Source organism: Knoellia koreensis (genome assembly GCF_013041615.1).
Classification (GTDB): Bacteria; Actinomycetota; Actinomycetes; order Actinomycetales; family Dermatophilaceae; genus Pedococcus; species Pedococcus koreensis.
On the sequence record NZ_JABEPQ010000002.1, the window covers coordinates 241,432 to 262,574 of the forward strand.

A 21,143-nucleotide genomic window follows, 5' to 3' on the forward strand; every position below is an offset into this window, starting at 1 on the left:
GTGGCCACGGCATGACTGAGGCCCCGCCGGCCAGCGGGGTGTGGGGCGAGGTCATGGGTGCCACGGTGGTGGCGGCTCGTCGGGAGTGCCGGGGTCGAGCTGGCCCCACACGTCGTAGCTGCGGGCTTCTGGTCGGTCGTACGGAACCAGGCCCTTGGCATCGCCGTCCCCGCGCACGTGGTTCTGGGCAGGCGTCGAGTCGATGAAGGGCGAGCCGTCGTCGCGCTGCCGGGCTGGCGCCTGACCGGCCGCGAGGTCACCCGCGGCGGCGAGTCGTTGCCGTAACCAGTGGTCGTAGGAGCCTGGCGTGAGGTCCCAGACGACCTTGCCGTCGACCACCTGACCGTGCAGTCCCTTGCGGTGGATGACGGTGTGGTGCGCGTCGCAGGCGAGTGCGGCGAAGTCGAGGTCCGTGGGTCCGCCGTCAACCCAGTGCCACAGGTGGTGGGCGTCGCACCAGGCCGCGGGCACGGTGCAGCCGGGGAAGGTGCAGTGCTGGTCCCGCAACCAGAGGGCGCGGATCTGCGCAGCGGAGAACAGTCGCTGGGTGCGGCCGAGGTCGAGGATCTCGCCCTTGCCGCCGAGGACCACCGGGGTGACGCCGGCACCACACGCGATCCGCCTGATCGTCTCGGGGCCGATCAGGTCGCCGGTCATGGATGACCCGAGCACCGTGCCGGCCCCGGTCCGGGCGACCAGGTCGGGCAGGTCCATCGTGACCATCAGCTGCGCCTTCGGCGTGCTCGGCACGCCATCCGCAGACGCCACCCCGCGCCGGACGACCTCGAGGAGTGCCTCGAACCGGCGCTGGCGCGACGGGCGCTGGTCGGGCTCGCCGTCGGCCGGCCGCGGGGCGGACAGAGCCTGGATCGCCGCCTCGAGCGCGGCCTTTGCCTCACCGTCGGCAACCATGCGGTACTCGAACAGCCCGGAACCGTCACCGTGCGGTTGGGACAACGAGGTCGCCTGGTGCAGGTGGTCCTGGTCGCACTGGAACTCCCCGTCGACCCCGTAGCGCGCGATCAACGCAGGCCGCAGCCTGCGGATCTCGGTCCGGGTTCCCACCTTGGCGCGCTCGAGCAGCTCGGTCAGGACGGGCTCCTTGGCTGCGGGCTTGAGTCGGTGGGCAATCCGCCGGTACTCCTCGACCACGCATGCCGCGTTGCCCACCGGCACCACCGCGTCGGCGACTGCCTCCTTGACGGCAGCGAATCGCGGATGCTGCGCAGCCTCGACCACCGTCACCACTGCGGCGGACCCGCCTGCGCGCAACGAGGGTGCGTGGTCGCGCACCCAGCGCTGGAGTCCCGCAGTCCCGCCGCCGGTGCTGCCGCCGACATCGCCGCGCTCCACGCCCTCATTGACCACGGCGAATCGACTCGCCGCAGCCAGCTCCTCGACCCGGTCGAAGAGCTCCATCAGGGGGGCGAGCTCTTCACCCTGGGCGTTCCACAGCTCAGCGGCCAACCCCTCCATCGCGGCGCACGCGGCCTCCACCGCCTGTCGTCGCTGTGGGAGGGTCGGCGTCCTTGCCATGCATCAAACCTAGACCCGGCCACCGACAACGACTCGCGCCAAAACCGCTGACTGCCAACGCAATTCGCCGTGCACCTTACGGGATGCCAGAGGCGCAACAGGCCGCGCGGTTGGCAGCCCTGAGCGCCCATCGACGCCCAGACGTGGCGTAGCACCCGGACGGCGACAACACGGCATACCGCGCATCCGTCCCGCAACGCCCAAACCGGCATAGGTTGGACACCATGACGGGACCAACGGAGGTCACGCAGCCCGGCCCTGCGCGGACGCCTGACGCATCGGTGGAGGAGCTGGTCGCCGAGTACGACGAGGAGCGACCGGCCCGGCGGCTGTCGCCGCGGCTCGACCAGGTGCTCACGGCGGTCTGCTTCCTCGTGTCGCTGTTCGTGCTCTACCAGGTGTTCCGCCCGTTGCGGCAGGGCGGCCAGTACTACCTGATCCTGTTCCTCGCGTTCATCCTGCCGATGGTGTTCGTCTGCTACCGCGCGGGCCGTCGCCGATCCCGCCTCACCAAGGACGGCACCGACAAGGCCACTCCCACAACGACTTCCGACAACCCCGGGCCACTCGACTGGGCGCTGGCCGTCTTCGCCTTCGTGGTGTGCATCTACCCCGTGCAGCCCTTCGTGATCGGCGACGGCGGCGGCGGGTTCGACGCGTTCCTCGACCGGCAGGGTGAGCTCGGCACCGTCGACCTCGTGATGGGCACGATCCTCACGGTGCTCGTCCTCGAGGCCACGCGGCGCACCACCGGCCTCGTCCTGCCAGCCGTGTGCGTCGTCGCGTTCCTCTACGCCTACTACGGCGGATTCCTCCCGGTGTCGTGGTCGATCAGCCACGCGGGCATCGACTTCACCGGCATCATCAACGGCTTCTACAACGACGCGTCCGGCTTCTTCGGCGTCCCCCTCGACGTCGCCGCGTCCTACATCGTCCTGTTCACCATCTACGGCGCGGTCCTCGAGGCCACGGGCGCCAGCCGGTTCTTCATCGACATCTCGTTTGCGGCCTTCCGCAAGTCGACCTCCGCCCCAGGCCGCACGGTCGCCCTCTCCGGCTTCCTCCTCGGCACCGTCTCCGGTTCGGGCACGGCCACCGCCGTCAGCCTCGGCTCGGTTGCCTGGCCGATCCTGCGCAAGGCGGGTTACCCCAAGGAAAACGCCGGCGGCATGCTCGCCGCGGCCGGCATCGGCGCCATCCTCTCTCCGCCGACCTTGGGAGCCGCGGCGTTCATCATCGCGGAGTACCTCGGCCAGAACTACCTCAACGTCCTGCTCTGGGCCACGATCCCAACGATCCTCTACTACCTCGGCATCATCCTCGCCGTCGAGATCGACGCCCGCCGGTTCGGCGCCCGCGAGGTCACCGTCAACACGCACAGCCCCCGTCACCTGTTGCTGCGCTTCGGCTACCACTTCCTGTCGCTGTTCGTCATCATCATCTTCCTCGCGCTCGACATCCCGCCGTTCAAGGCCGTCGTCTACGCGACCCTCGTCGCAGCCGGGTTCGGCCTCGTCGAACGCGTTGTCTCCCACCGCGATCCGCTTGACCCCGATGACGAGGCACGTCCCCTTCCAGAGGCGTTGCGCCGGTATGCCGCACAGCTCTACCGAGGGTTGGCCGCCGGTGTCCGTTCGGTGCTGCCGGTCGCGTCGGTCTGTGCCGCAGCCGGAATCATCACCTCGGTCATCGTCAAGACCGGAATCGGGCAGAGCCTCGCGACGATCCTGGTCAGCGTGGCGAAGGCGGTCACGGACAACCCCACCGGTGTCCTCGTCATCACCGCGGTCCTCGCCGCCATCGCCATCGCCATCCTCGGCCTGGCCGTGCCAGTGACGGCGTCCTTCATCATCAGCTGGGTCGTGATCGGGCCGGCCCTGCAGAGTCTCGGCGTCAGCGCCCCCGAGACCGCGATGTTCATCTTCTACTACGCCGTGCTCTCCGAGGTGTCTCCCCCGACAGCCCTTGCGGCAGTAGCCGCTTCAGCCATCACCGGTGGCGACACGATCAAGACGATGTGGCAGGCGTGGAAGTACACCCTGCCCGCCTTCCTCGCACCTTTGGCGTTCGTCATCACCGAGAACGGATCGCACCTGCTCATGCAGGGCGACGTCCTCTCGATCATCTGGACGACCGTGGTGTCGATGCTCGCGGTCGCGGCCCTCGCGGTGGTCACGGGCGGCTGGCTCTTCGGTCCGGCCTCCCCGATCGTCCGTGCGCTGTGCGTGCCCGCCGCCGCACTCCTGCTCTACCTCCAGCCCTTCTCCATCAGCGTCGGGCTCGCATTCCTCGCGGCCGCCGTCGCCCTCGCCTACGTCACCCGCAACAGATCCCGCACCCAGGAGGAAACAGCATGAACACCCCACGAAGTCTCGCCCACGCAGAGCGTGGGACCCACCCCGCTTCGCTCCTCCGAGTACTTCGCGAGGACCCCGCAACAGCGCGCACCATGATTCGCCGACCGGTCACCACGCTCGCCGCCGTCACGGCACTCGTCCTCGCGGTCGCCGGCTGCGGCGGCAAGCAGGACCGCACCGGCGCCGACGCCGGCGGCGACACGTCGTCGTGCGAGGCCAGCCCGGCGCAGATGACCATCGCCACCGGCAACAGCACCGGGGTCTACTACGCGCTCGGTGGCGGCCTCGCCTCGGTCATCTCCGCCAACACGAAGATCAAGGCGACCGCCGCCGAGACCGGCGCCTCCGTGCAGAACATCCAGCAGCTCGTCGACAAGAAGTACGACATCGCCTTCTCGCTGGCCGATACGGCTGCCGACGCCGTCCAGGGCAAGGGCGCGTTCGACGGCAAGAAGGCCGACGTCAAGGCACTCGCCCGGATCTACTCCAACTACACCCAGGTCGTCGTCAGCACGAAGTCCGGCATCAACTCCGTCGAGGACTTCAAGGGCAAGCGGATCTCCACCGGCTCCCCCAAGTCGGGTACCGAGGTGATCGCCAACCGCCTCATCGAGACGGCCGGCCTGCAGCCCGGCGACGTCAAGGCGCAGCGGCTCGACCTGGCCAAGACGGTCGACGGCATGAAGGACGGCAGCATCGACGGGCTCGTCTGGTCCGGAGGCCTGCCCACCGGTGGCATCACCGACCTGGTCAGCTCGATGAAGGGGCAGGTCAAGTTCGTCGACATCACGCCCCTGCTGCCGAAGATGCAGGAGATCAACTCCGTCTACGCCGAGGGCACCATCCCGGCCGCGACCTACGGCACCGACGCCGACGCCAAGACGATCGTCGTGCCCAACGACCTGCTGGTCCGCTCGGACTTCGCCGACAACAACGCCTGTGCCCTCACCAAGCTGCTCTTCGACAAGAAGGCCGACCTCGTCAAGGTGCACGTCGCCGCCAAGGAGCTCGACCCCAAGACTGCAGCCGAGACGGCACCGGTCGAGCTGCACCCGGGCTCCAAGCGAGCCCTCGACCAGCTCGGCTGACCGCTCCTCGACCCCGCTCGCCGGCGGCTCGGACCTTCAGGGTCCGGGCCGCCGCCTTTTCGGCCATGCACCCAAGGGAGTAGGACCGAAGCCTTCTCGAAGGGGATTCGCGTGTCCCACGCGTGGGACAACAGTGGTGGATGTTCGATGGACGACCCCAGGAGACAGCCATGACAACGCCCTTCCGCTTCGGTCTCGTCGCGCTCCCCTACCCGGGCGCCGACTGGTCCGGCACCGCCCGCCAGGTCGAGGAGCTCGGCTTCGACAGCCTGCTCGTGCCCGACAACCTGCACGCCACCCCCGCGGCCCTCGCCTGCGCGTCCGCCGCGGGCGTCACCGAGCGCATCGCGGTCGGCCCCTACGTCGTCGCCACGCCCTTGCGCAACCCCGGGCTCGTGGCCGCGGATGCCGCTGGGCTGCACCAGCTCTCGGGTGGTCGGGTCGAGTTCGGCCTGGGCGCCGGGCGGCCTGATGCCGAGGACGAGGCACGCCAGCTCGGCGTCGAGTTCGGGACCCCCGGCGAGCGGATGGCCCACCTCGAGGCGACCATCGACGCGGTTCGCGTGCGAACGCCTGACGTGCACATCACGGTCGCCGCAGCGGGCCCGCGCATGCTCGCCCTCGGCGGTCGCCTCGCCGACGTCGTCGCCCTCGGGGCCTCACCGTTCGCGACCGCGGACGACCTCGCGCGGATGGCCGACACAGTCCGCGCCGGGGCGGGCGACCGGGCCGATGACGTGCAGCTCAACGTCAACCTGTCAGCCGTCGGTGACGAGGTGCCGCCCTGGCTCGCCGAGAAGATGGGCCTGACCATGGAGCGCCTCGTCGAGGCGCGCACCGCGACCTACCTGCGCGGCACCCCGGACGACATGGCCGAGACGCTGGTCGAACGTCGCGAGCCCACCGGCATCTCCTACGTCTGCGCCGGCGCCAACCACGCGCAGGACCTCGCCCCCGTCGTGGCGCTCCTGCGCGGCGCCTGAGCCGCGTCCCTCACCGGGGCCCAGGCGCAGGTATGCCGCGTGCGCGAGGCGCGCACGCGGCATACCTATTGCGTCACAAGCCTTTTCAGGCGTTGGCGACCAGCCCGAGCTCGCTCTCGCTGGCCAGCCCGGGGTGCTTCGGGAGGATGCGCACGGTGTAGCCGAACGACCCGGTGCGCGACAGCGCGAAGTCGCCGGCGTACTGGTGCCGTCCGCCCTCGTAGGACTCGACGTGGTGCAGTGACTCGGCCTCGACATCCGTGAGCTCGTCGCTCTCGTTCGCGGTGCCGTGGACAACCTGCACGTCGACCTCGTCGGGTGACAGCGAACCGAGGGACACGTAGGCGCGCACGTGCAGGGTCTCACCGATCTGCGGGCTGTCGCCGACACCGGCCGACTCGACGTGGTCGACGCGCACCTGCGGCCACGCCGCCTCGACCTTCTCCTTGTAGGCCGCGAGCTCCTTGGCGCCCGGGTAGCCGGGACCGTTCATCGCCCACCCCGCGCGGGCGGCCGGGGCGTAGAGCTTGATGACGTAGTCGCGGACCATGCGGCTCGCGAGCACCTTGGGGCTGAGCGTCTGCAGCGTGTGGACCATCATCGACAGCCAGTTCTGCGGCAGGCCGTCGGCGTCACGGTCGTAGAACCGCGGCGCGACCTGGGTCTCGATGAGGTCGTAGAGGGCAGCCGCCTCGATGTCGTCACGGCGCTGCTCGTCCTCGACACCGTCGGCGGTCGGGATGGCCCAACCGTTCTCGCCGTCGTACCACTCGTCCCACCAGCCGTCGAGGATCGAGAGGTTCAGCCCACCGTTGAGCGCGGCCTTCATGCCGCTGGTGCCACACGCCTCGAACGGGCGCAGCGGGTTGTTGAGCCAGACGTCGCAGCCCGGGTAGAGGTGCTGCGCCATGGCGATGTCGTAGTTGGGCAGGAAGACGATCCGGTGGCGCACCTCGGGGTCGTCGGCGAACCGCACCATCTGTTGGATGAGCTGCTTGCCGGTCTCGTCGGCCGGGTGCGACTTGCCCGCGATGACGAGCTGGATCGGGCGCTCCGGGTCGAGCAGGAGGCGCTTGAGCCGCTCGGGATCGCGCAGCATCAGGGTGAGCCGCTTGTAGGTCGGCACGCGACGGGCGAACCCGATCGTGAGCACGGCGGGGTCGAGGATGTCGTCGGTCCAGCCGAGCTCGGCCGGGCTGGCGCCGCGCTTCTTCCACGACGCCTTGGTGCGACGGCGGGCCTCGTCGACGAGCTGGGCGCGCATCTCGCGCTTGGTCTCCCAGATCGCCTGGCGCGGCACGTCGGGGATGCGGTCCCAGGCGTCCTCGCGCTCGATGTCGGTCGTGCCGAGGTGCTTGGCGGCGAGCTCGTAGACGCGACGGTCGACCCACGTCGGGGCGTGGACACCGTTGGTGATGCTGGTGATCGGCACCTCGGCGTCGTCGAAGCCCGGCCACAGCCCGTCGAACATCTCGCGGCTCACGACACCGTGCAGCTGCGAGACGCCGTTGGCGCGCTGGCCCAGGCGCAGGCCCATCACGGCCATGTTGAAGATGCCGGGCTGCCCGCCGGGGTAGGTCTCGGCGCCCAGCTCGAGCAGCTGCTCGACCGGCACCCCGGCGACCGCGTTGTCGCCGCCGAAGTGCAGGGTGATGAGGTCGGCGCCGAACCGGTCGATGCCTGCGGGCACGGGGGTGTGCGTCGTGAAGACCGTTGCGGCACGGACCGCTTCGAGCGCCTCGTCGAAGGAGAGGCCCTCGGTCTGGGTCAGCTCGTGGATGCGCTCCACGCCGAGGAAGCCGGCGTGGCCCTCGTTGGTGTGGTAGACGTCCGGCGCCGGCGCGCCCGTGAGCCGCGACCACAGCCGCAGCGCGCGCACGCCGCCGATGCCCAGCAGCATCTCCTGCTGGAGCCGCTGCTCACCGCCACCGCCGTAGAGCCGGTTGGTGATGTTGCGGGCCGCCTCGTCGTTGTCGGGCACGTCGGAGTCCAGCAGCAGCAACGGAACTCGACCGACCTGGGCGCGCCACACGTGGGCATGCAGCGTGCGGCCACCGGGCAGGGCGAGGGTGACGACGCTCGGGCTGCCGTCCTCTTCGCGCAGCAGGCTGAGCGGCAGGCCGTCCGGGTCGAGGACCGGGTAGGTCTCCTGCTGCCAGCCGTCGCGGTTGAGGCTCTGCTTGAAGTAGCCGGTCTTGTAGAACAGGCCGACGCCGACGATCGGCACACCGAGGTCCGACGCGGTCTTGAGGTGGTCGCCGGCGAGGATGCCGAGGCCGCCGGAGTACTGCGGCAGCACCTCGGTGATGCCGAACTCGGGGCTGAAGTAGGCGATCGACGCGGGTGCGCGGCGGCCGTCGTGGTCGGCGTCCTGGCCGTCCGCCCACGCCTGGTACCACTGCGGCTGGGTGAGGTAGGCGTCGAGGTCGGCCTTGGCCGCACCCACCGCGGCCGTGAACTCGTGGTTGGCCGCGAGGTCCGCGAGCTCCTGCGGCGAGAGCGCCGAGAGCAGCCGCACGGGGTCGTGGCGCACCTGCTCCCACTTGGCGGGGTCGATGCGCTGGAACAGGTCGCGCGTCGGCGGGTGCCAGGACCAGCGCAGGTTGCTCGCGAGCTCGCCGAGGGCCGTGAGGGGCTCGGGCAGGACAGTGCGGACGCTGAAGCGTCGGATCGCCTTCACGAGGGGTCATCCTAAGGCCTCGCCCGACCGCGCCTGACGGGTTCTTGCAAACCTTTCAAACACTTTTCAGTCGGCAGTCCGGGTCGTGCCCGCGGGAGGTATGCCGCGGCCGAACCGAGTAGCGTCGCCTGCGTGACTGCACGCCCCCCTGCAACCACGCCCACCAGCCGCGCCTCCAAGCGGGAGGCCAAACGCGACGCCAAGCGGGAGTCGAAGCGCAGCCGCCAGGAGGCGGCCGCGGACGGCATACCTGCCCAGCCCGGATCGGCCCCGAGCCCGACCCAGCCGCCGCGCAGCCATCCGCCGCAGACGCCGATCGGTCGCATCCCCGTGCAGGACGTGCAGCCGTGTGTCGACGACGGGCTGCGGCCCGCGAAGTCCGTGGTGGACGAGGCGTTCACGATCCGCGCGACCGTGTTCCGCGAGGGCCACGACGCCGTCAACGCCACCGTCGTGCTCACGGCCCCCGACGGCACCGAGCAGCACGTGCCCATGACCTGCACGAACGCCGGGCTCAACACGTGGGAGACCACCGTCAGCGCCGACCGCCTCGGCTGGTGGACCTACCGGGTCGAGGGCTGGTCCGACCCCTACGCCACGTGGGAGCACGACGCGGGCATCAAGGTGGCCGCCGACATCGACACCCAGCTGATGCTCGACGAGGGCATCCGCGTGCTCGAGCGCGCCCTCGCCGAGGTGAGCCGCCCGGCGGACGGTGTGGCCGTCCTGGAGGACGCCGTCACGGCCCTGCGGGACACGTCCCGGCCGCCGGCCGCGCGCCTCCAGGCCGCGCTCGACCCGGCGGTCCACGCAGAGCTGGCGCAACGGCCCCTGCGCGACCACGTCAGCCCCTCGCGTGACCTGCCACTGCTCGTCGAGCGCGACCGCGCCCTCTACGGCGCGTGGTACGAGATCTTCCCGCGCTCCGAGGGCGCCGTCCGGGACCCCAAGACCGGTCAGTGGCAGTCGGGAACGCTGCGCACGGCAGCCGACCGGCTGCCCGCCGTCGCCGACATGGGCTTCGACGTCGTCTACCTCACGCCCATCCACCCGATCGGCACCACCGCGCGCAAGGGCCCCAACAACACCCTCGACGCGGGCCCGGACGACCCGGGCAGCCCCTACGCCATCGGCTCCCCCGACGGCGGGCACGACGCCATCCACCCGGACCTCGGCACCTTCGAGGACTTCGACGCGTTCGTCGCGCGGGCCTCCGAGCTCGGGCTCGAGGTGGCCATGGACATCGCCCTCCAGTGCTCACCGGACCACCCCTACGTCACCGAGCACCCGGAGTGGTTCACCACCCGCGCCGACGGCACCATCGCCTACGCCGAGAACCCGCCCAAGAAGTACCAGGACATCTACCCGCTCAACTTCGACAACGACCCGGCCGGGGCGTATGCCGAGATGCGACGGATGATCCAGGTGTGGATCGACCACGGGGTCAAGATCTTCCGCGTCGACAACCCGCACACCAAGCCGGTCGAGTTCTGGCAGTGGCTGATCCAGGACGTCGCCGCCTCGCACCCCGACGTGATCTGGCTGGCGGAGGCGTTCACCAAGCCGGCGATGATGCACACGCTCGCCAAGGTCGGCTTCCAGCAGAGCTACACCTACTACGCGTGGCGCAACGCCAAGTGGGAGCTCGAGGAGTACGTCCGCGAGCTCGCCGGCGACGCGGCGGCATACATGCGTCCGTCGTTCTGGCCGACCACGCACGACATCCTCACGCCCTACATGCAGTTCGGCGGCCCCGCGGCGTGGAAGCTGCGTGCGGCGCTCGCCGCGACCCTCGTGCCGACCTACGGCATCTATGCCGGGTACGAGCTCACCGAGCACGTCGCCCGCCCCGGCGCGGAGGAGCAGATCGACAACGAGAAGTACGAGTACAAGGACCGCGAGTGGTACCGGTACGAGAAAGGGGGTGACCTCGAGGGACAGTCGCTCGCCGGCTATCTCAAGCGGCTCAACGAGATTCGTCGCGACCACCCCTCGCTGCACTGGCTGCGCAACATCACGTTCCACCCGGTCGACGACGAGAACATCATGGCGTTCTCCAAACGGCGCACCCTGCCCGACGGCACCGACGACATCGTCCTCGTCGTCGCCAACCTCGACCCACACAGCACCCGCGAGTCCGTGATCCACCTGGACATGCCGGCGCTCGGGCTGGGCTGGCACGACCAGCTCGCCGCGCACGACCTCATCACCGACCAGTCGTGGCAGTGGGGCGAGAACGTCTACGTGCGGCTCGGGCCCGAGACCGAACCGGTCCACATCGTCGAGGCGAGGAGGCTCTAGTGCAGGGACTCAACCTCAACCAGCCCGGTCTGCGGCACGACCCGGAGTGGTTCAAGACGGCGGTGTTCTACGAGGTGCTGGTGCGCGGCTTCGGCGACTCCAACGGGTCGGGCGCCGGCGACTTCACCGGGCTCATCGCGCGGCTCGACTACCTCCAGTGGCTCGGCGTCGACTGCCTGTGGCTCCCGCCGTTCTACGCCTCTCCTTTGCGCGACGGCGGCTACGACATCGCCGACTACACCCAGGTGCTGCCGGAGTTCGGGACGCTTCCCGACTTCCAGGAGCTCATCACGCAGGCGCACGCCCGCGGCATACGCATCATCACCGACTTCGTCATGAACCACACGAGCGACCAGCACCCGTGGTTCCAGGCGTCGCGCTCGGACCCCGACGGCCCGTTCGGCGACTTCTACGTGTGGTCCGACACCGACGAGAAGTACACCGACGCGCGCATCATCTTCATCGACACCGAGGTCTCCAACTGGACCTTCGACCCGGTGCGCCGGCAGTTCTTCTGGCACCGCTTCTTCAGCCACCAGCCCGACCTCAACTTCGAGAACGAGGCCGTGCACGAGGCGATGTTCGACGTCGTGCGGTTCTGGATGGACATGGGCATCGACGGGTTCCGGCTCGACGCCGTCCCCTACCTCTACGAGGAGGAGGGCCACAACGGCGAGAACCACCCGAAGACCCACGAGTTCCTCGCCAAGCTGCGCCGCATGGTCGACGAGGAGTACCCGGGGCGGATCCTGTTGGCGGAGGCCAACCAGCCGCCGGCCGACGTGGTCGACTACTTCGGCACCGAGGAGTCGCCGGAGTGCCAGATGTGCTTCCACTTCCCCGTGATGCCGATGCTCTACTACTCGCTGCGCGAGGAGAAGGCCGCGCCGATCATCGACGTCCTCGCCGACACCCCGCCGATCCCCAAGGGCACGCAGTGGGGCACGTTCCTGCGCAACCACGACGAGCTCACCCTCGAGATGGTGACACCGGAGCAGCGGGCGGCGATGTACGGCTGGTACGCGCCCGACCCGCGGATGCGCGCGAACGTCGGCATCCGGCGCCGGCTGGCGCCCCTGCTCGACAACTCACGCGCAGAGATCGAGCTGATCCACGCACTGCTGTTGTCACTGCCCGGCTCGCCCTGCCTCTACTACGGCGACGAGATCGGCATGGGCGACAACATCTGGCTCAACGACCGCGACGCGGTGCGCACCCCGATGCAGTGGACGCCGGACCGCAATGCGGGCTTCTCGGTCGCCGACCCGGGCAAGCTCTACCTGCCGGTGATCTCCTCGCTCGTCTACCACTACAACAACGTCAACGTCGAAGCGCAGATGGCGCACAGCTCCTCGCTGCTGCACTGGGTCAAGGCGATGCTCGAGGTCCGGCGCAGGCACCCCGTCTTCGGCCGGGGCGCCTTCGAGGTGTGCCCGTCCGACAACGAGGGCGTGCTGTCGTTCCTGCGCGTCGAGTGGCCCGAGGACGGTGAGGCACAGGACAGCGAGGCAATCCTGTGTGTCAACAACCTCACCGGCCGGCCGCAGGCGACGACGGTGCAGGTGCCGGCGCAGTTCAAGGGCGCCCAGGCGGATGACCTGTTCGGCGGCCAGGGCTTCCCGAAGGTCTCCGACGACGGCACCATCACCCTGACCCTCGGCTCGCGTGACTTCTACTGGCTGCGACTGGCACCGGCGGCTGCTCGTGGCTGAGATCCACACTGGCGCAACACTTTCGCCCGGCAAGAAGGAGCTCGTCGAGGCGTGGCTCGGCCGACAGCGGTGGTATGCCGCGAAGGGCAGCGTGCCGCGCGTCCGTCGCGTCTGGTCGTGGCGGCTCGACGACCCGGCCGGCCACGTGGGCATCGAGACGATGCTCGTCCTCGACGAGAGCGAGGCCGTGCCGGTGCTCTACCAGGTGCCCCTCACCTATCGCGGGGCGCCGCTCGAGGGCGGGGACAGTGCGCTGGTCGGCATCACCGAGCACAGCGTGCTCGGGCGCCGCTGGGTCTACGACGCCCCGCACGACCCCGTGTATGCCGCGCAGCTGCTCGCCTTGGTGCTCGGCCGGGTCGGTGCGGTGTCGGGCAGCGAGTCGGACAAGGGCGAGCCGGCGGTCGTGGCCGGACCGCATGCGTCGTGGCACGGTGACGTGACGTTGCGCGGGTCGCGCGTCTTGTCCGGCGAGCAGTCGAACACCTCGATCATCTTCGACTGCGTCGACTCGACCGGGGAGTCCAAACCGTTGATCTGCAAGGTGTTCCGCATGCTCCAGCCGGGCGAGAACCCCGACATCACGCTGCAGGGAGCCCTGTCCGAGGCTGGGTCGACACGGGTGCCGGGGATGGTCGGCACCGTGGCGGCCACCTGGCCGTCGCCGTTCGTGGAGGGCGACACCGCCCAGGGGCACCTGGCGTTCGCGCAGGAGTTCTTCCCCGGCACCGAGGACGCCTGGCGAGTCGCCCTCAAGGCGATCGCGGCCGGTGACGACTTCACCGAACCAGCGCGCGACCTCGGCGCGGCGACGGCCGAGGTGCACGCCCTGCTGCGCACCGTCCTCCCGACGGAGCCGGTGACCGTCGAGGCGATCGCCGACGTCGTCGCCGGCATGCGCGGCCGCTACGTCGCCGCAGCCTCGGAAGTCCCCGCGCTCGCGGCATACGAGCACCAGATCGCTGCGGTCTTCGACCGGGCCGTCAACGCGAACTGGCCCGCGCTGCAACGTATCCACGGTGACTACCACCTCGGGCAGGTGCTCCAGGTGAGCGGGCGCGGCTGGGTGCTGCTCGACTTCGAGGGTGAGCCACTGCGCCCGCTCGCCGAACGCAGCCGGCCCGACCTCGCCGTCCGCGACGTGGCCGGGATGCTGCGCTCCTTCGACTACGCCGGCGGATCGTGGGAGCACTCCCACCCCGGCCGCTCCGCCCGCGACTGGGTGGCGGCCGCGCAGACCGCCTTCCTCGACGGGTATGCCGCGAGTGCGGACGACGACCCCCGCGCGAACTCGGCACTGCTGATCGCCTTCCAGCTCGACAAGGCGCTCTACGAGGTCGTGTACGAAGCCCGCAACCGGCCGACCTGGCTGTCGATCCCGACGGCCGCGGTCGCCCGCCTGCTCGACGACGCACGAAGGGACCTGACATGAGCCCCGACCACCCCGACCGCCCGACCACCCCCGAGTCTTCGGAACTTTCTGGACGTTCCAACGCACAAATTCCTCCGAAGACTGCCGCTGCGGCGCCGGATGGACCACGCGAGGCGGGGCGGGAGCCGGCGCTGGTCCGGGAGCCGGTCACCGTGCCGGTGCCCACCTCCCCTGCCGAGGCCATCCGGGCGCTCGTCGACGGGCGCCACCAGCAGCCGCACGACCTGCTCGGCCACCACCTCGAGCCCGAGGGCCTGGTCATCCGCGCCTACCGGCCGTTCGCCCGGTCGGTCGCGGCACGGCTCGCCGACGGTGAGCGGGTCGAGCTCGAGCACCAGAGCGACGGCGTGTGGGCGGGGTTGCTGCCGGGTGCCGCGCAGACCCAGGACTACCGCCTGCTCGTCACCTACGCCGACGGCTACGAGCACGTGCAGGACGACCCCTACCGGTTTGCGCCGACGCTGGGCGAGATCGACCTGCACCTCATCGGCGAGGGCCGACACGAGCAGCTGTGGACCGTCCTGGGCGCCCATGTCCACGAGTACGACGGCCCCATGGGCACCGTGCGCGGGACGTCGTTCGCCGTGTGGGCGCCCCGGGCCCAGTCCGTGCACGTCACCGGCGACTTCAACCGCTGGGACAACCGCAGCCACCCGATGCGCCTGCTCGGGGAGTCCGGCGTGTGGGAGCTGTTCGTCCCCGAGGTGGGCGAGGACACGCTCTACAAGTTCCTCGTCCGCGGCGCCGACGGCCGGGTGCAGGAGAAGGCCGACCCGATGGCCCGCGCCACGGAGCTGCCGCCGGGCCGCGCCTCGAAGGTCGAACGCTCCCACTACGAGTGGTCCGACGGCGACTGGATGCGGCAGCGGGCCGAGACCAACCCGCACACGGCACCGATGAGCGTGTACGAGGTGCACCTCGGCTCGTGGCGCCAGGGCCAGAGCTACCGCGAGCTGGCCGAGCACCTCGTCAACTACGTGAGCGACATCGGGTTCACGCACGTCGAGTTCATGCCGGTGATGGAGCACCCGTACCCGCCGTCGTGGGGTTACCACGTCACCGGCTACTACGCCCCCACCTCGCGCTACGGCTCCCCCGACGACTTCCGCTACCTCGTCGACCGGCTGCACCAGGCCGGCATCGGCGTGATCCTCGACTGGGTGCCCGGACACTTCGCCACCGACCCGTGGGCGCTGGCGCGGTTCGACGGGCTGCCCCTCTACGAGCACGCCGACCCGCGTCGCGGCTGGCACCCCGAATGGGGTTCGTACATCTTCGACTTCGGCCGCCGCCAGGTCCGCAACTTCCTCGTCGCCAACGCGGTCTACTGGCTCGAGGAGTTCCACGTCGACGGCCTGCGCGTGGATGGTGTCGCGTCGATGCTCTACCTCGACTACGCCCGCCGGGACGGCGAGTGGGTGCCGAACATCCACGGCGGCCGCGAGAACCTCGAAGCCGTGGCGCTCCTCCAGGAAGCCAACGCCACGGCATACAAGCGCGTCCCGGGGATCGTCACGATCGCCGAGGAGTCGACCTCGTGGCCGGGCGTCACCAAGCCGACCCACCAGGGCGGTCTCGGCTTCGGGCTGAAGTGGAACATGGGCTGGATGAACGACTCCTTGCGCTACCTCAAGGAGGACCCGGTCCACCGGCAGTACCACCACAACCTGCTGACGTTCTCGCTCATGTACGCCTACAGCGAGAACTACCTGCTGCCGATCAGCCACGACGAGGTCGTCCACGGCAAGGGCTCGCTGCTGCGCAAGATCCCCGGCAGCCGTTACGACCAGCTCGCGACCGTGCGCGCGTTCCTCGCGTACCTGTGGAGCCACCCGGGCAAGCAGCTGCTGTTCATGGGCAGCGAGTTCGCGCAGGAGGCGGAGTGGGCCGACGGGCGCTCGCTCGACTGGTGGCTGCTCGACCACCCATCGCACTACCGCGTGCACAACCTCGTCAAGGAGCTCAACCGCGTCTACCGGTCCAACCCGGCGATGTGGGCACTCGACTCCGACCCGGCCGGCTTCGAGTGGCTCAACGCCAACGACAATGCCGGAAACACTTACTCCTACTTGCGATTTGGCACGCCCGACCGTGAGGGTCCGGTGGTCGCCGTGGTCGTCAACTTCGGCGGTATGCCGCGTGACCCGATGCGGGTGGGCGTGCCCCGACCGGGGCGTTGGGAGGTCGCGCTGGACACCAGCGGCTTCGACGAGTTCGGCACGCCGAGCCAGGCCGGCCGCATCCTCGAGGCCCAGCCCGTACCGGCCGACGGCCAGCCCTGGTCGGTCGAGGTCACCGTCGCCAAGCTCTCCGCCATCTACCTCACCTCGGTCGACGAGGCCGCGGCCCAGCCACACCAGGAGGATGCGTCATGAACGACCCGCGTGCCGGCCAGCCGGCCCAGCCGTCCGACCTCGTCGACGTCGCACACCTGGTGACGGCCTACTACACCGATGTGCCCGACCCCGAGAACCCTGACCAGCAGGTCGTGTTCGGCACGTCGGGCCACCGAGGGTCCAGCCTCAAGACGGCCTTCAACGAGACCCACATCCTCGCCACGACCCAGGCGATCTGCGAGTACCGCAAGGCCCAGGGCTACGACGGTCCGCTGTTCATGGGCCGCGACACCCACGGCCTGTCCGAGCCGGCCTGGGCCTCCGCGCTGGAGGTGCTGGCCGCCAACGACGTGGCCGTCCTCGTCGACGACCACGACGGCTACACGCCCACCCCGGCCGTCAGCCACGCCATCCTGCGCGCGAACGACGGTCGCACCACGGGCAGCGGCCTCGCCGACGGCATCGTCGTCACCCCTTCGCACAACCCGCCGACCGACGGCGGCTTCAAGTACAACCCGCCGTCGGGTGGTCCGGCCGACACCGATGCCACGAAGTGGATTGCCGACCGCGCCAACGCGCTCATCGCGGCGGGTCTGGAGGGCGTGCAGCGTATGCCGTTCGGCCGGGCCCGCGCGCAGGCGCAGCCATACGACTTCATGGGCACCTATGTCGACGACCTGCCGAACGTCGTTGACCTGCAACGGATCAAGGACGCCGGGGTTCGGATCGGCGCTGACCCGCTGGGTGGCGCGTCCGTCGAGTACTGGCAGGCGATCGCCGACCGCCACGGACTCGACCTCACCGTGGTCAACCCGCTGGTCGATCCGACGTGGCGGTTCATGACCCTGGACTGGGACGGCAAGATCCGCATGGACTGCTCCTCCCCCTACGCCATGGCCTCGCTCATCGACCGTCGCAACGACTACGACATCGCCACCGGAAACGACGCCGACTCCGACCGCCACGGCATCGTCACCCCCGACGCCGGGCTCATGAACCCCAACCACTTCCTGTCGGTCGCGATCCAGTACCTCTTCGGCGGCGCCCGCCCCGACTGGCCGGGCAGTGCCGCCATCGGCAAGACCCTGGTCTCCAGCTCGATGATCGACCGGGTCGCCGAGGACCTCGGGGCCCAGCTGGTGGAGGTGCCCGTCGGGTTCAAGTGGTTCGTCACCGGACTCATCGACGGCAGCTTCGGCTTCGGCGGGGAGGAGTCGGCTGGTGCGTCGTTCCTGCGCCGCGACGGCCGGGTGTGGACCACCGACAAGGACGGCATGATCCTTGCGCTGCTCGCCTCGGAGATCCTGGCCGCCACGGGCAAGACCCCGAGCCAGCACTACGGCGAGCTGACCGCGAAGCACGGCGACCCGGCATACGCGCGCATCGACGCCGCCGCGAACCGCGAGCAGAAGGCCAAGCTCGCCGCCCTCTCCCCCGACGACGTCACCGCCGACACCCTCGGCGGCGAGCCGATCACGGGCAAGCTCACCCGCGCCCCCGGCAACGACGCCCCCATCGGCGGGCTCAAGGTCGTGACCGAGGACGCCTGGTTCGCCGCGCGCCCGTCGGGCACCGAGGACGTCTACAAGATCTACGCCGAGTCGTTCCGCGGGCCCGAGCACCTGGCGCAGGTGCAGGCCGAGGCCAAGCAGGTCGTCGACGCCGCACTCAGCGACTGATCAGAGCTCCGCGCCAAGCCAAGGGGCTGCCAGGGGCGCAGAATGCCGCGCGGCCGGCATCCCCGGAGTGCACACGCCACCTGGGCGCCGGCTAGGCCCCGGCTGTCAGGGTCGAGCGAATTCGCGTGACCGGGAACACTTCGTCGACTCATGCAGTTGCATACAACATGACCGACAGCCAGAGCCCCCGACGCAGCACCCGTGACGACCTGCGCCCCACCGCGTTCCCCCGCACCGGCGACCACGGCCCCCAACCTCGCCACGCTCGACCGGTTCCGCGGCCTGCGCCGTCCCCGGCTGATGCAGCCCGAGGCCCGGCGCCACCAGATCGCGCAGGAGTGCCGCGCCTGCTGACGCAGCAGCTGCACGAATGAACTACGCCCGACGCGGCGTCGCCTTCTCCGGCGGCGCCGCGTCGTCGCGTCCGGCGAGGTGCTTGACGATGGTGTTGGTGGTCGCCGCCAGGGGCACCGCGACGAGGGCGCCGACGATCCCGGCGACCACAACCCCGGTGGCGATGGCGAGGATCACCGCGAGCGGGTGCACGCTGACCGCCCGCCCGAGCAGGAACGGCTGGAGCACGTGCGACTCGAGCTGCTGCACCCCGACCACCACCGCCAGCATGATGAGCGCCGCGACCCACCCCTTGGCCACGAACGCGATGATCACCGCGACGAACCCGCTGACCAGCGCACCCACGATCGGCACGAACGCGCCGACGAAGACCAGCACACCGATCGCCGGCCACGCCGGCAGCTGGAGGGCCACGGCGCCGATGGTGATGCCGATCGCGTCGGTGGCCGCCACGAGGATCGTCGCTCGCACGTATGCCGTGAGCGTCACCCAGGCCTGCCGCGCGGAGGAGTCGACCCGCTCGCGCGCGACCCGGGGGAACAGCCGCACCAACCACGACCAGATCTGGCCGCCCTGGTAGAGGAAGAAGAACGTCGCGAACAGCGTGATGAACAGGCCCGCGACCACGTGCGACGCCGTGGTGCCGAACTCCGCTGCGCGCGCCCCGATGCCCGAACCGCTCGTCACCCACTGGCGGGCGTTGTCGAGGTAGTTCTGCAGGTCTGCGTCGGTGATGTTGAGGTTGACCTTGGCCATGTCCCGCAGCTCCTGCAGACCGGCCGTCACCTGGCTCGACAGCTCGGTGAAGCTCGACTGGATCGTCGCACCCACGAGGGTGAGCAGCCCGGCGACCAGCACGATGGTCCCGACCACGCTGATGCCCGCGGACGGCCCGGCGCCCAGGCCGGCCTTGCGCAGGGCCCGCGTGGGGGCGGCCAGCAGCGCGGTGAGCAGGATGGCCACGATGACCGGGATCACGACCTGCGACAGGTACGACAGCACGAAGCCGAGCACCGCCGCCGCCAGCACGATGACCACGACCCGCCACGACCACGCGGCCGCCACCTCGACGCCGGGCGGCACGCCGGTGTCGACCGTCCGGCGTACACCGCCCGCGTCGGCTGCTACCGCCCCGACGGTCGTCGGCACGCTGTCGGCCCGGCCGTCGACCACGTGGGAGTCCGACACGGCGCTCCCGTCGTCACGAGCATCGTCGCGGGTGTCGCCCTCCGGGACCTCCTCCCGCTCCTGCGCGCCTGTCTCCCTGGGTCCGGTGCTGTCCGACATTTCCTGCTCTGTGTCCTTCTCGCTCACGCCTTAGACCCTGCCGGAATCACCCGACACCCGCGAGCCGTGCAGTTTCGTCCTTGACCCACATCCCGGTGAGACCCCCGAAGTGCCCCTCGAACCGGTCCCACTCCTGCGGCGGGTAGGTCTGCTGGATGGTGCTCGTCAGCATCGCTCGAAAGTCGTCGGAGTCCACCCATTCGAGCACCATCTCGTCGAGGTGCGGCAGCGCGGTGTCACAGAACTCGCGGTAGCGCTCGGTCTCGAAGTGGTCGTTCGCAAGCGCCTGGTATGCCGCGAGCTTGCCTCCGTAGTCCAGCGCCGGGTCGTCGGCGACCGCGAACCACGGGTCGGTGTCGACCTGGGTGCGCGCCTTGCGGTCGGTCGCGACGCAGAAGACCGACCACTTGAGCAGCGCCTTCATCGCCCACGGGAAGTAGTAGTGCAGCGACGTCACCGCCACGTCGGGGCAGGCGTTGGCGTAGTCGATGGGATAGACGACTCCGTCCTTCACGAGCATCTCGCAGGAGTTGAACTCCCAGCGGAAGAACGCGTTCACCGTCTGGGCAATGGTGACCGCCTCGGTGCCCACGCCCTCGGAGAGGAAGCCGTGCTCCACGGCATACCTGTCGTGCATCGGCTCGTCGGGCTGGAACTTCATCACCATCGTCTCGGGCCCGATGGTGAGTGCCCGCGCGAAGACCTCGAAGCCGTCGACGGCCTTCTGGAGGTGCATGAGCATCTCGCCGGAGTCGTTGTATGCCGCGTGCAGGTCGGTGGGGTCCTTGATCATCGAGACGCCGCGCCAGGCGCCACCGTCGAACGGCTTCATGAACATCGGGTACCCGATGCCGTCAGCCACCTGGTCGAGGTCGAAGGACTTGTTGTACTTCTCCGACGTGTAGGCCCAGCGCACGTTGTCGACGGGGTTCTTGTACGGCACGAGAACCGTTTCCGGCACGTGCATGCCCAGGCGCAGCAGTGCGCAGTAGGCCGAGTGCTTCTCCATCGACTGGAACGTGAACGGGCTGTTGAGCAGGTAGACGTCGTCCATCAGCGCGACCTTCTTGAGCCATTCGCGCGGGTGGTAGTACCAGTGCGCGAGCCGGTCGATGACGAGGTCCTGGCGCGGCTTGTCGCGCAGGTTGAACGGCTCGATCGTGACGCGCTCGGTGCTGATGCGGTGCTGCGTGCTGGCGCCGTCGGTGATGACCCCCATCCGCGCGGCCAGCGTCTCGAAGGCCCGGGGCCAGTCGGTCTCGGCACCGAGCAGCAGGCCGATGAGGTGTTCGCGCGAGTTCGCCATGGACCCCATCCTTGCGAAACGAGAGCGCCACCGAAAGTGGGAACCGCACCGCACCACCGTGCCCGGCACGGGGAGTCCTCCCCATGGCCTCC

13 protein-coding genes are annotated in these 21,143 nt (G+C 69.8%); 9 read left to right on the forward strand and 4 right to left on the reverse strand.

The genetic code is table 11. The features are described 5' to 3' along the window. Positions 1-51 precede the first annotated feature (51 nt). A complete protein-coding gene (locus HJG52_RS09550; RefSeq protein WP_171243373.1) occupies positions 52-1,536 on the reverse strand; it encodes an HNH endonuclease signature motif containing protein in 1,485 nt (494 codons plus the stop codon). Between the two features lie 224 nt (positions 1,537-1,760). Between HJG52_RS09550 and HJG52_RS09555 the strand changes: the two genes are divergently transcribed. The 3 genes from HJG52_RS09555 (at position 1,761) to HJG52_RS09565 (ending at position 5,964) form a co-directional block, all read left to right on the forward strand. Further along, positions 1,761-3,893: a TRAP transporter permease gene (locus tag HJG52_RS09555; protein WP_171243374.1), complete on the forward strand. Its 2,133-nt coding sequence runs from the start codon at positions 1,761-1,763 to the stop codon at positions 3,891-3,893. A gap of 92 nt (positions 3,894-3,985) precedes the next feature. Then, entirely contained in the window at positions 3,986-4,981 is a 996-nt protein-coding gene (locus HJG52_RS09560; RefSeq protein WP_171243375.1) for a TAXI family TRAP transporter solute-binding subunit, read from the forward strand. A 170-nt stretch (positions 4,982-5,151) separates the two neighbouring features. Then, positions 5,152-5,964, forward strand: a complete 813-nt coding sequence (locus HJG52_RS09565; protein ID WP_171243376.1) for an LLM class flavin-dependent oxidoreductase — start codon at positions 5,152-5,154, stop codon at positions 5,962-5,964. Positions 5,965-6,049: 85 nt separating this feature from the next. Here the strand turns inward: HJG52_RS09565 and glgP are convergent, their stop codons facing one another. After that, entirely contained in the window at positions 6,050-8,644 is a 2,595-nt protein-coding gene (glgP, locus tag HJG52_RS09570) for an alpha-glucan family phosphorylase (protein ID WP_171243377.1), read from the reverse strand. A 315-nt stretch (positions 8,645-8,959) separates the two neighbouring features. Here glgP and HJG52_RS09575 point away from each other — a divergent pair, with 315 nt between their 5' ends. From HJG52_RS09575 to HJG52_RS09600, 6 genes are all read left to right on the forward strand, one after another. Beyond that, positions 8,960-10,945, forward strand: a complete 1,986-nt coding sequence (locus HJG52_RS09575) for an alpha-1,4-glucan--maltose-1-phosphate maltosyltransferase (RefSeq protein WP_430413348.1) — start codon at positions 8,960-8,962, stop codon at positions 10,943-10,945. Beyond that, a complete protein-coding gene (treS, locus tag HJG52_RS09580) occupies positions 10,945-12,657 on the forward strand; it encodes a maltose alpha-D-glucosyltransferase (protein WP_171243379.1) in 1,713 nt (570 codons plus the stop codon). The genes HJG52_RS09575 and treS overlap by 1 nt, the downstream gene beginning before the upstream one ends. Beyond that, entirely contained in the window at positions 12,650-14,089 is a 1,440-nt protein-coding gene (locus HJG52_RS09585) for a maltokinase N-terminal cap-like domain-containing protein (protein ID WP_171243380.1), read from the forward strand. The genes treS and HJG52_RS09585 overlap by 8 nt, the downstream gene beginning before the upstream one ends. A 152-nt stretch (positions 14,090-14,241) precedes the next feature. Continuing rightward, on the forward strand, positions 14,242-16,464 hold the full coding sequence (glgB, locus tag HJG52_RS09590; protein WP_346767662.1) for a 1,4-alpha-glucan branching protein GlgB: 2,223 nt from the start codon (positions 14,242-14,244) through the stop codon (positions 16,462-16,464). Further along, complete coding sequence (gene pgm, locus HJG52_RS09595) at positions 16,461-18,104, forward strand: phosphoglucomutase (alpha-D-glucose-1,6-bisphosphate-dependent) (RefSeq protein WP_171243382.1); 1,644 nt, start codon at positions 16,461-16,463, stop codon at positions 18,102-18,104. Before glgB ends, pgm begins: the two co-directional genes overlap by 4 nt. Positions 18,105-18,305: 201 nt before the next feature. Further along, positions 18,306-18,458 (forward strand): hypothetical protein, encoded by a 153-nt coding sequence (locus tag HJG52_RS09600; protein WP_171243383.1) that lies wholly within the window; start codon positions 18,306-18,308, stop codon positions 18,456-18,458. A gap of 21 nt (positions 18,459-18,479) precedes the next feature. Here the strand turns inward: HJG52_RS09600 and HJG52_RS09605 are convergent, their stop codons facing one another. Together HJG52_RS09605 and HJG52_RS09610 are read right to left on the reverse strand one after the other, a co-directional pair. Continuing rightward, positions 18,480-19,772: an AI-2E family transporter gene (locus HJG52_RS09605; protein WP_206070495.1), complete on the reverse strand. Its 1,293-nt coding sequence runs from the start codon at positions 19,770-19,772 to the stop codon at positions 18,480-18,482. 19 nt (positions 19,773-19,791) lie between these two features. Next, a complete protein-coding gene (locus HJG52_RS09610; protein ID WP_171243384.1) occupies positions 19,792-21,051 on the reverse strand; it encodes an ATP-grasp domain-containing protein in 1,260 nt (419 codons plus the stop codon). Between the last annotated feature and the right edge of the window lie 92 nt (positions 21,052-21,143).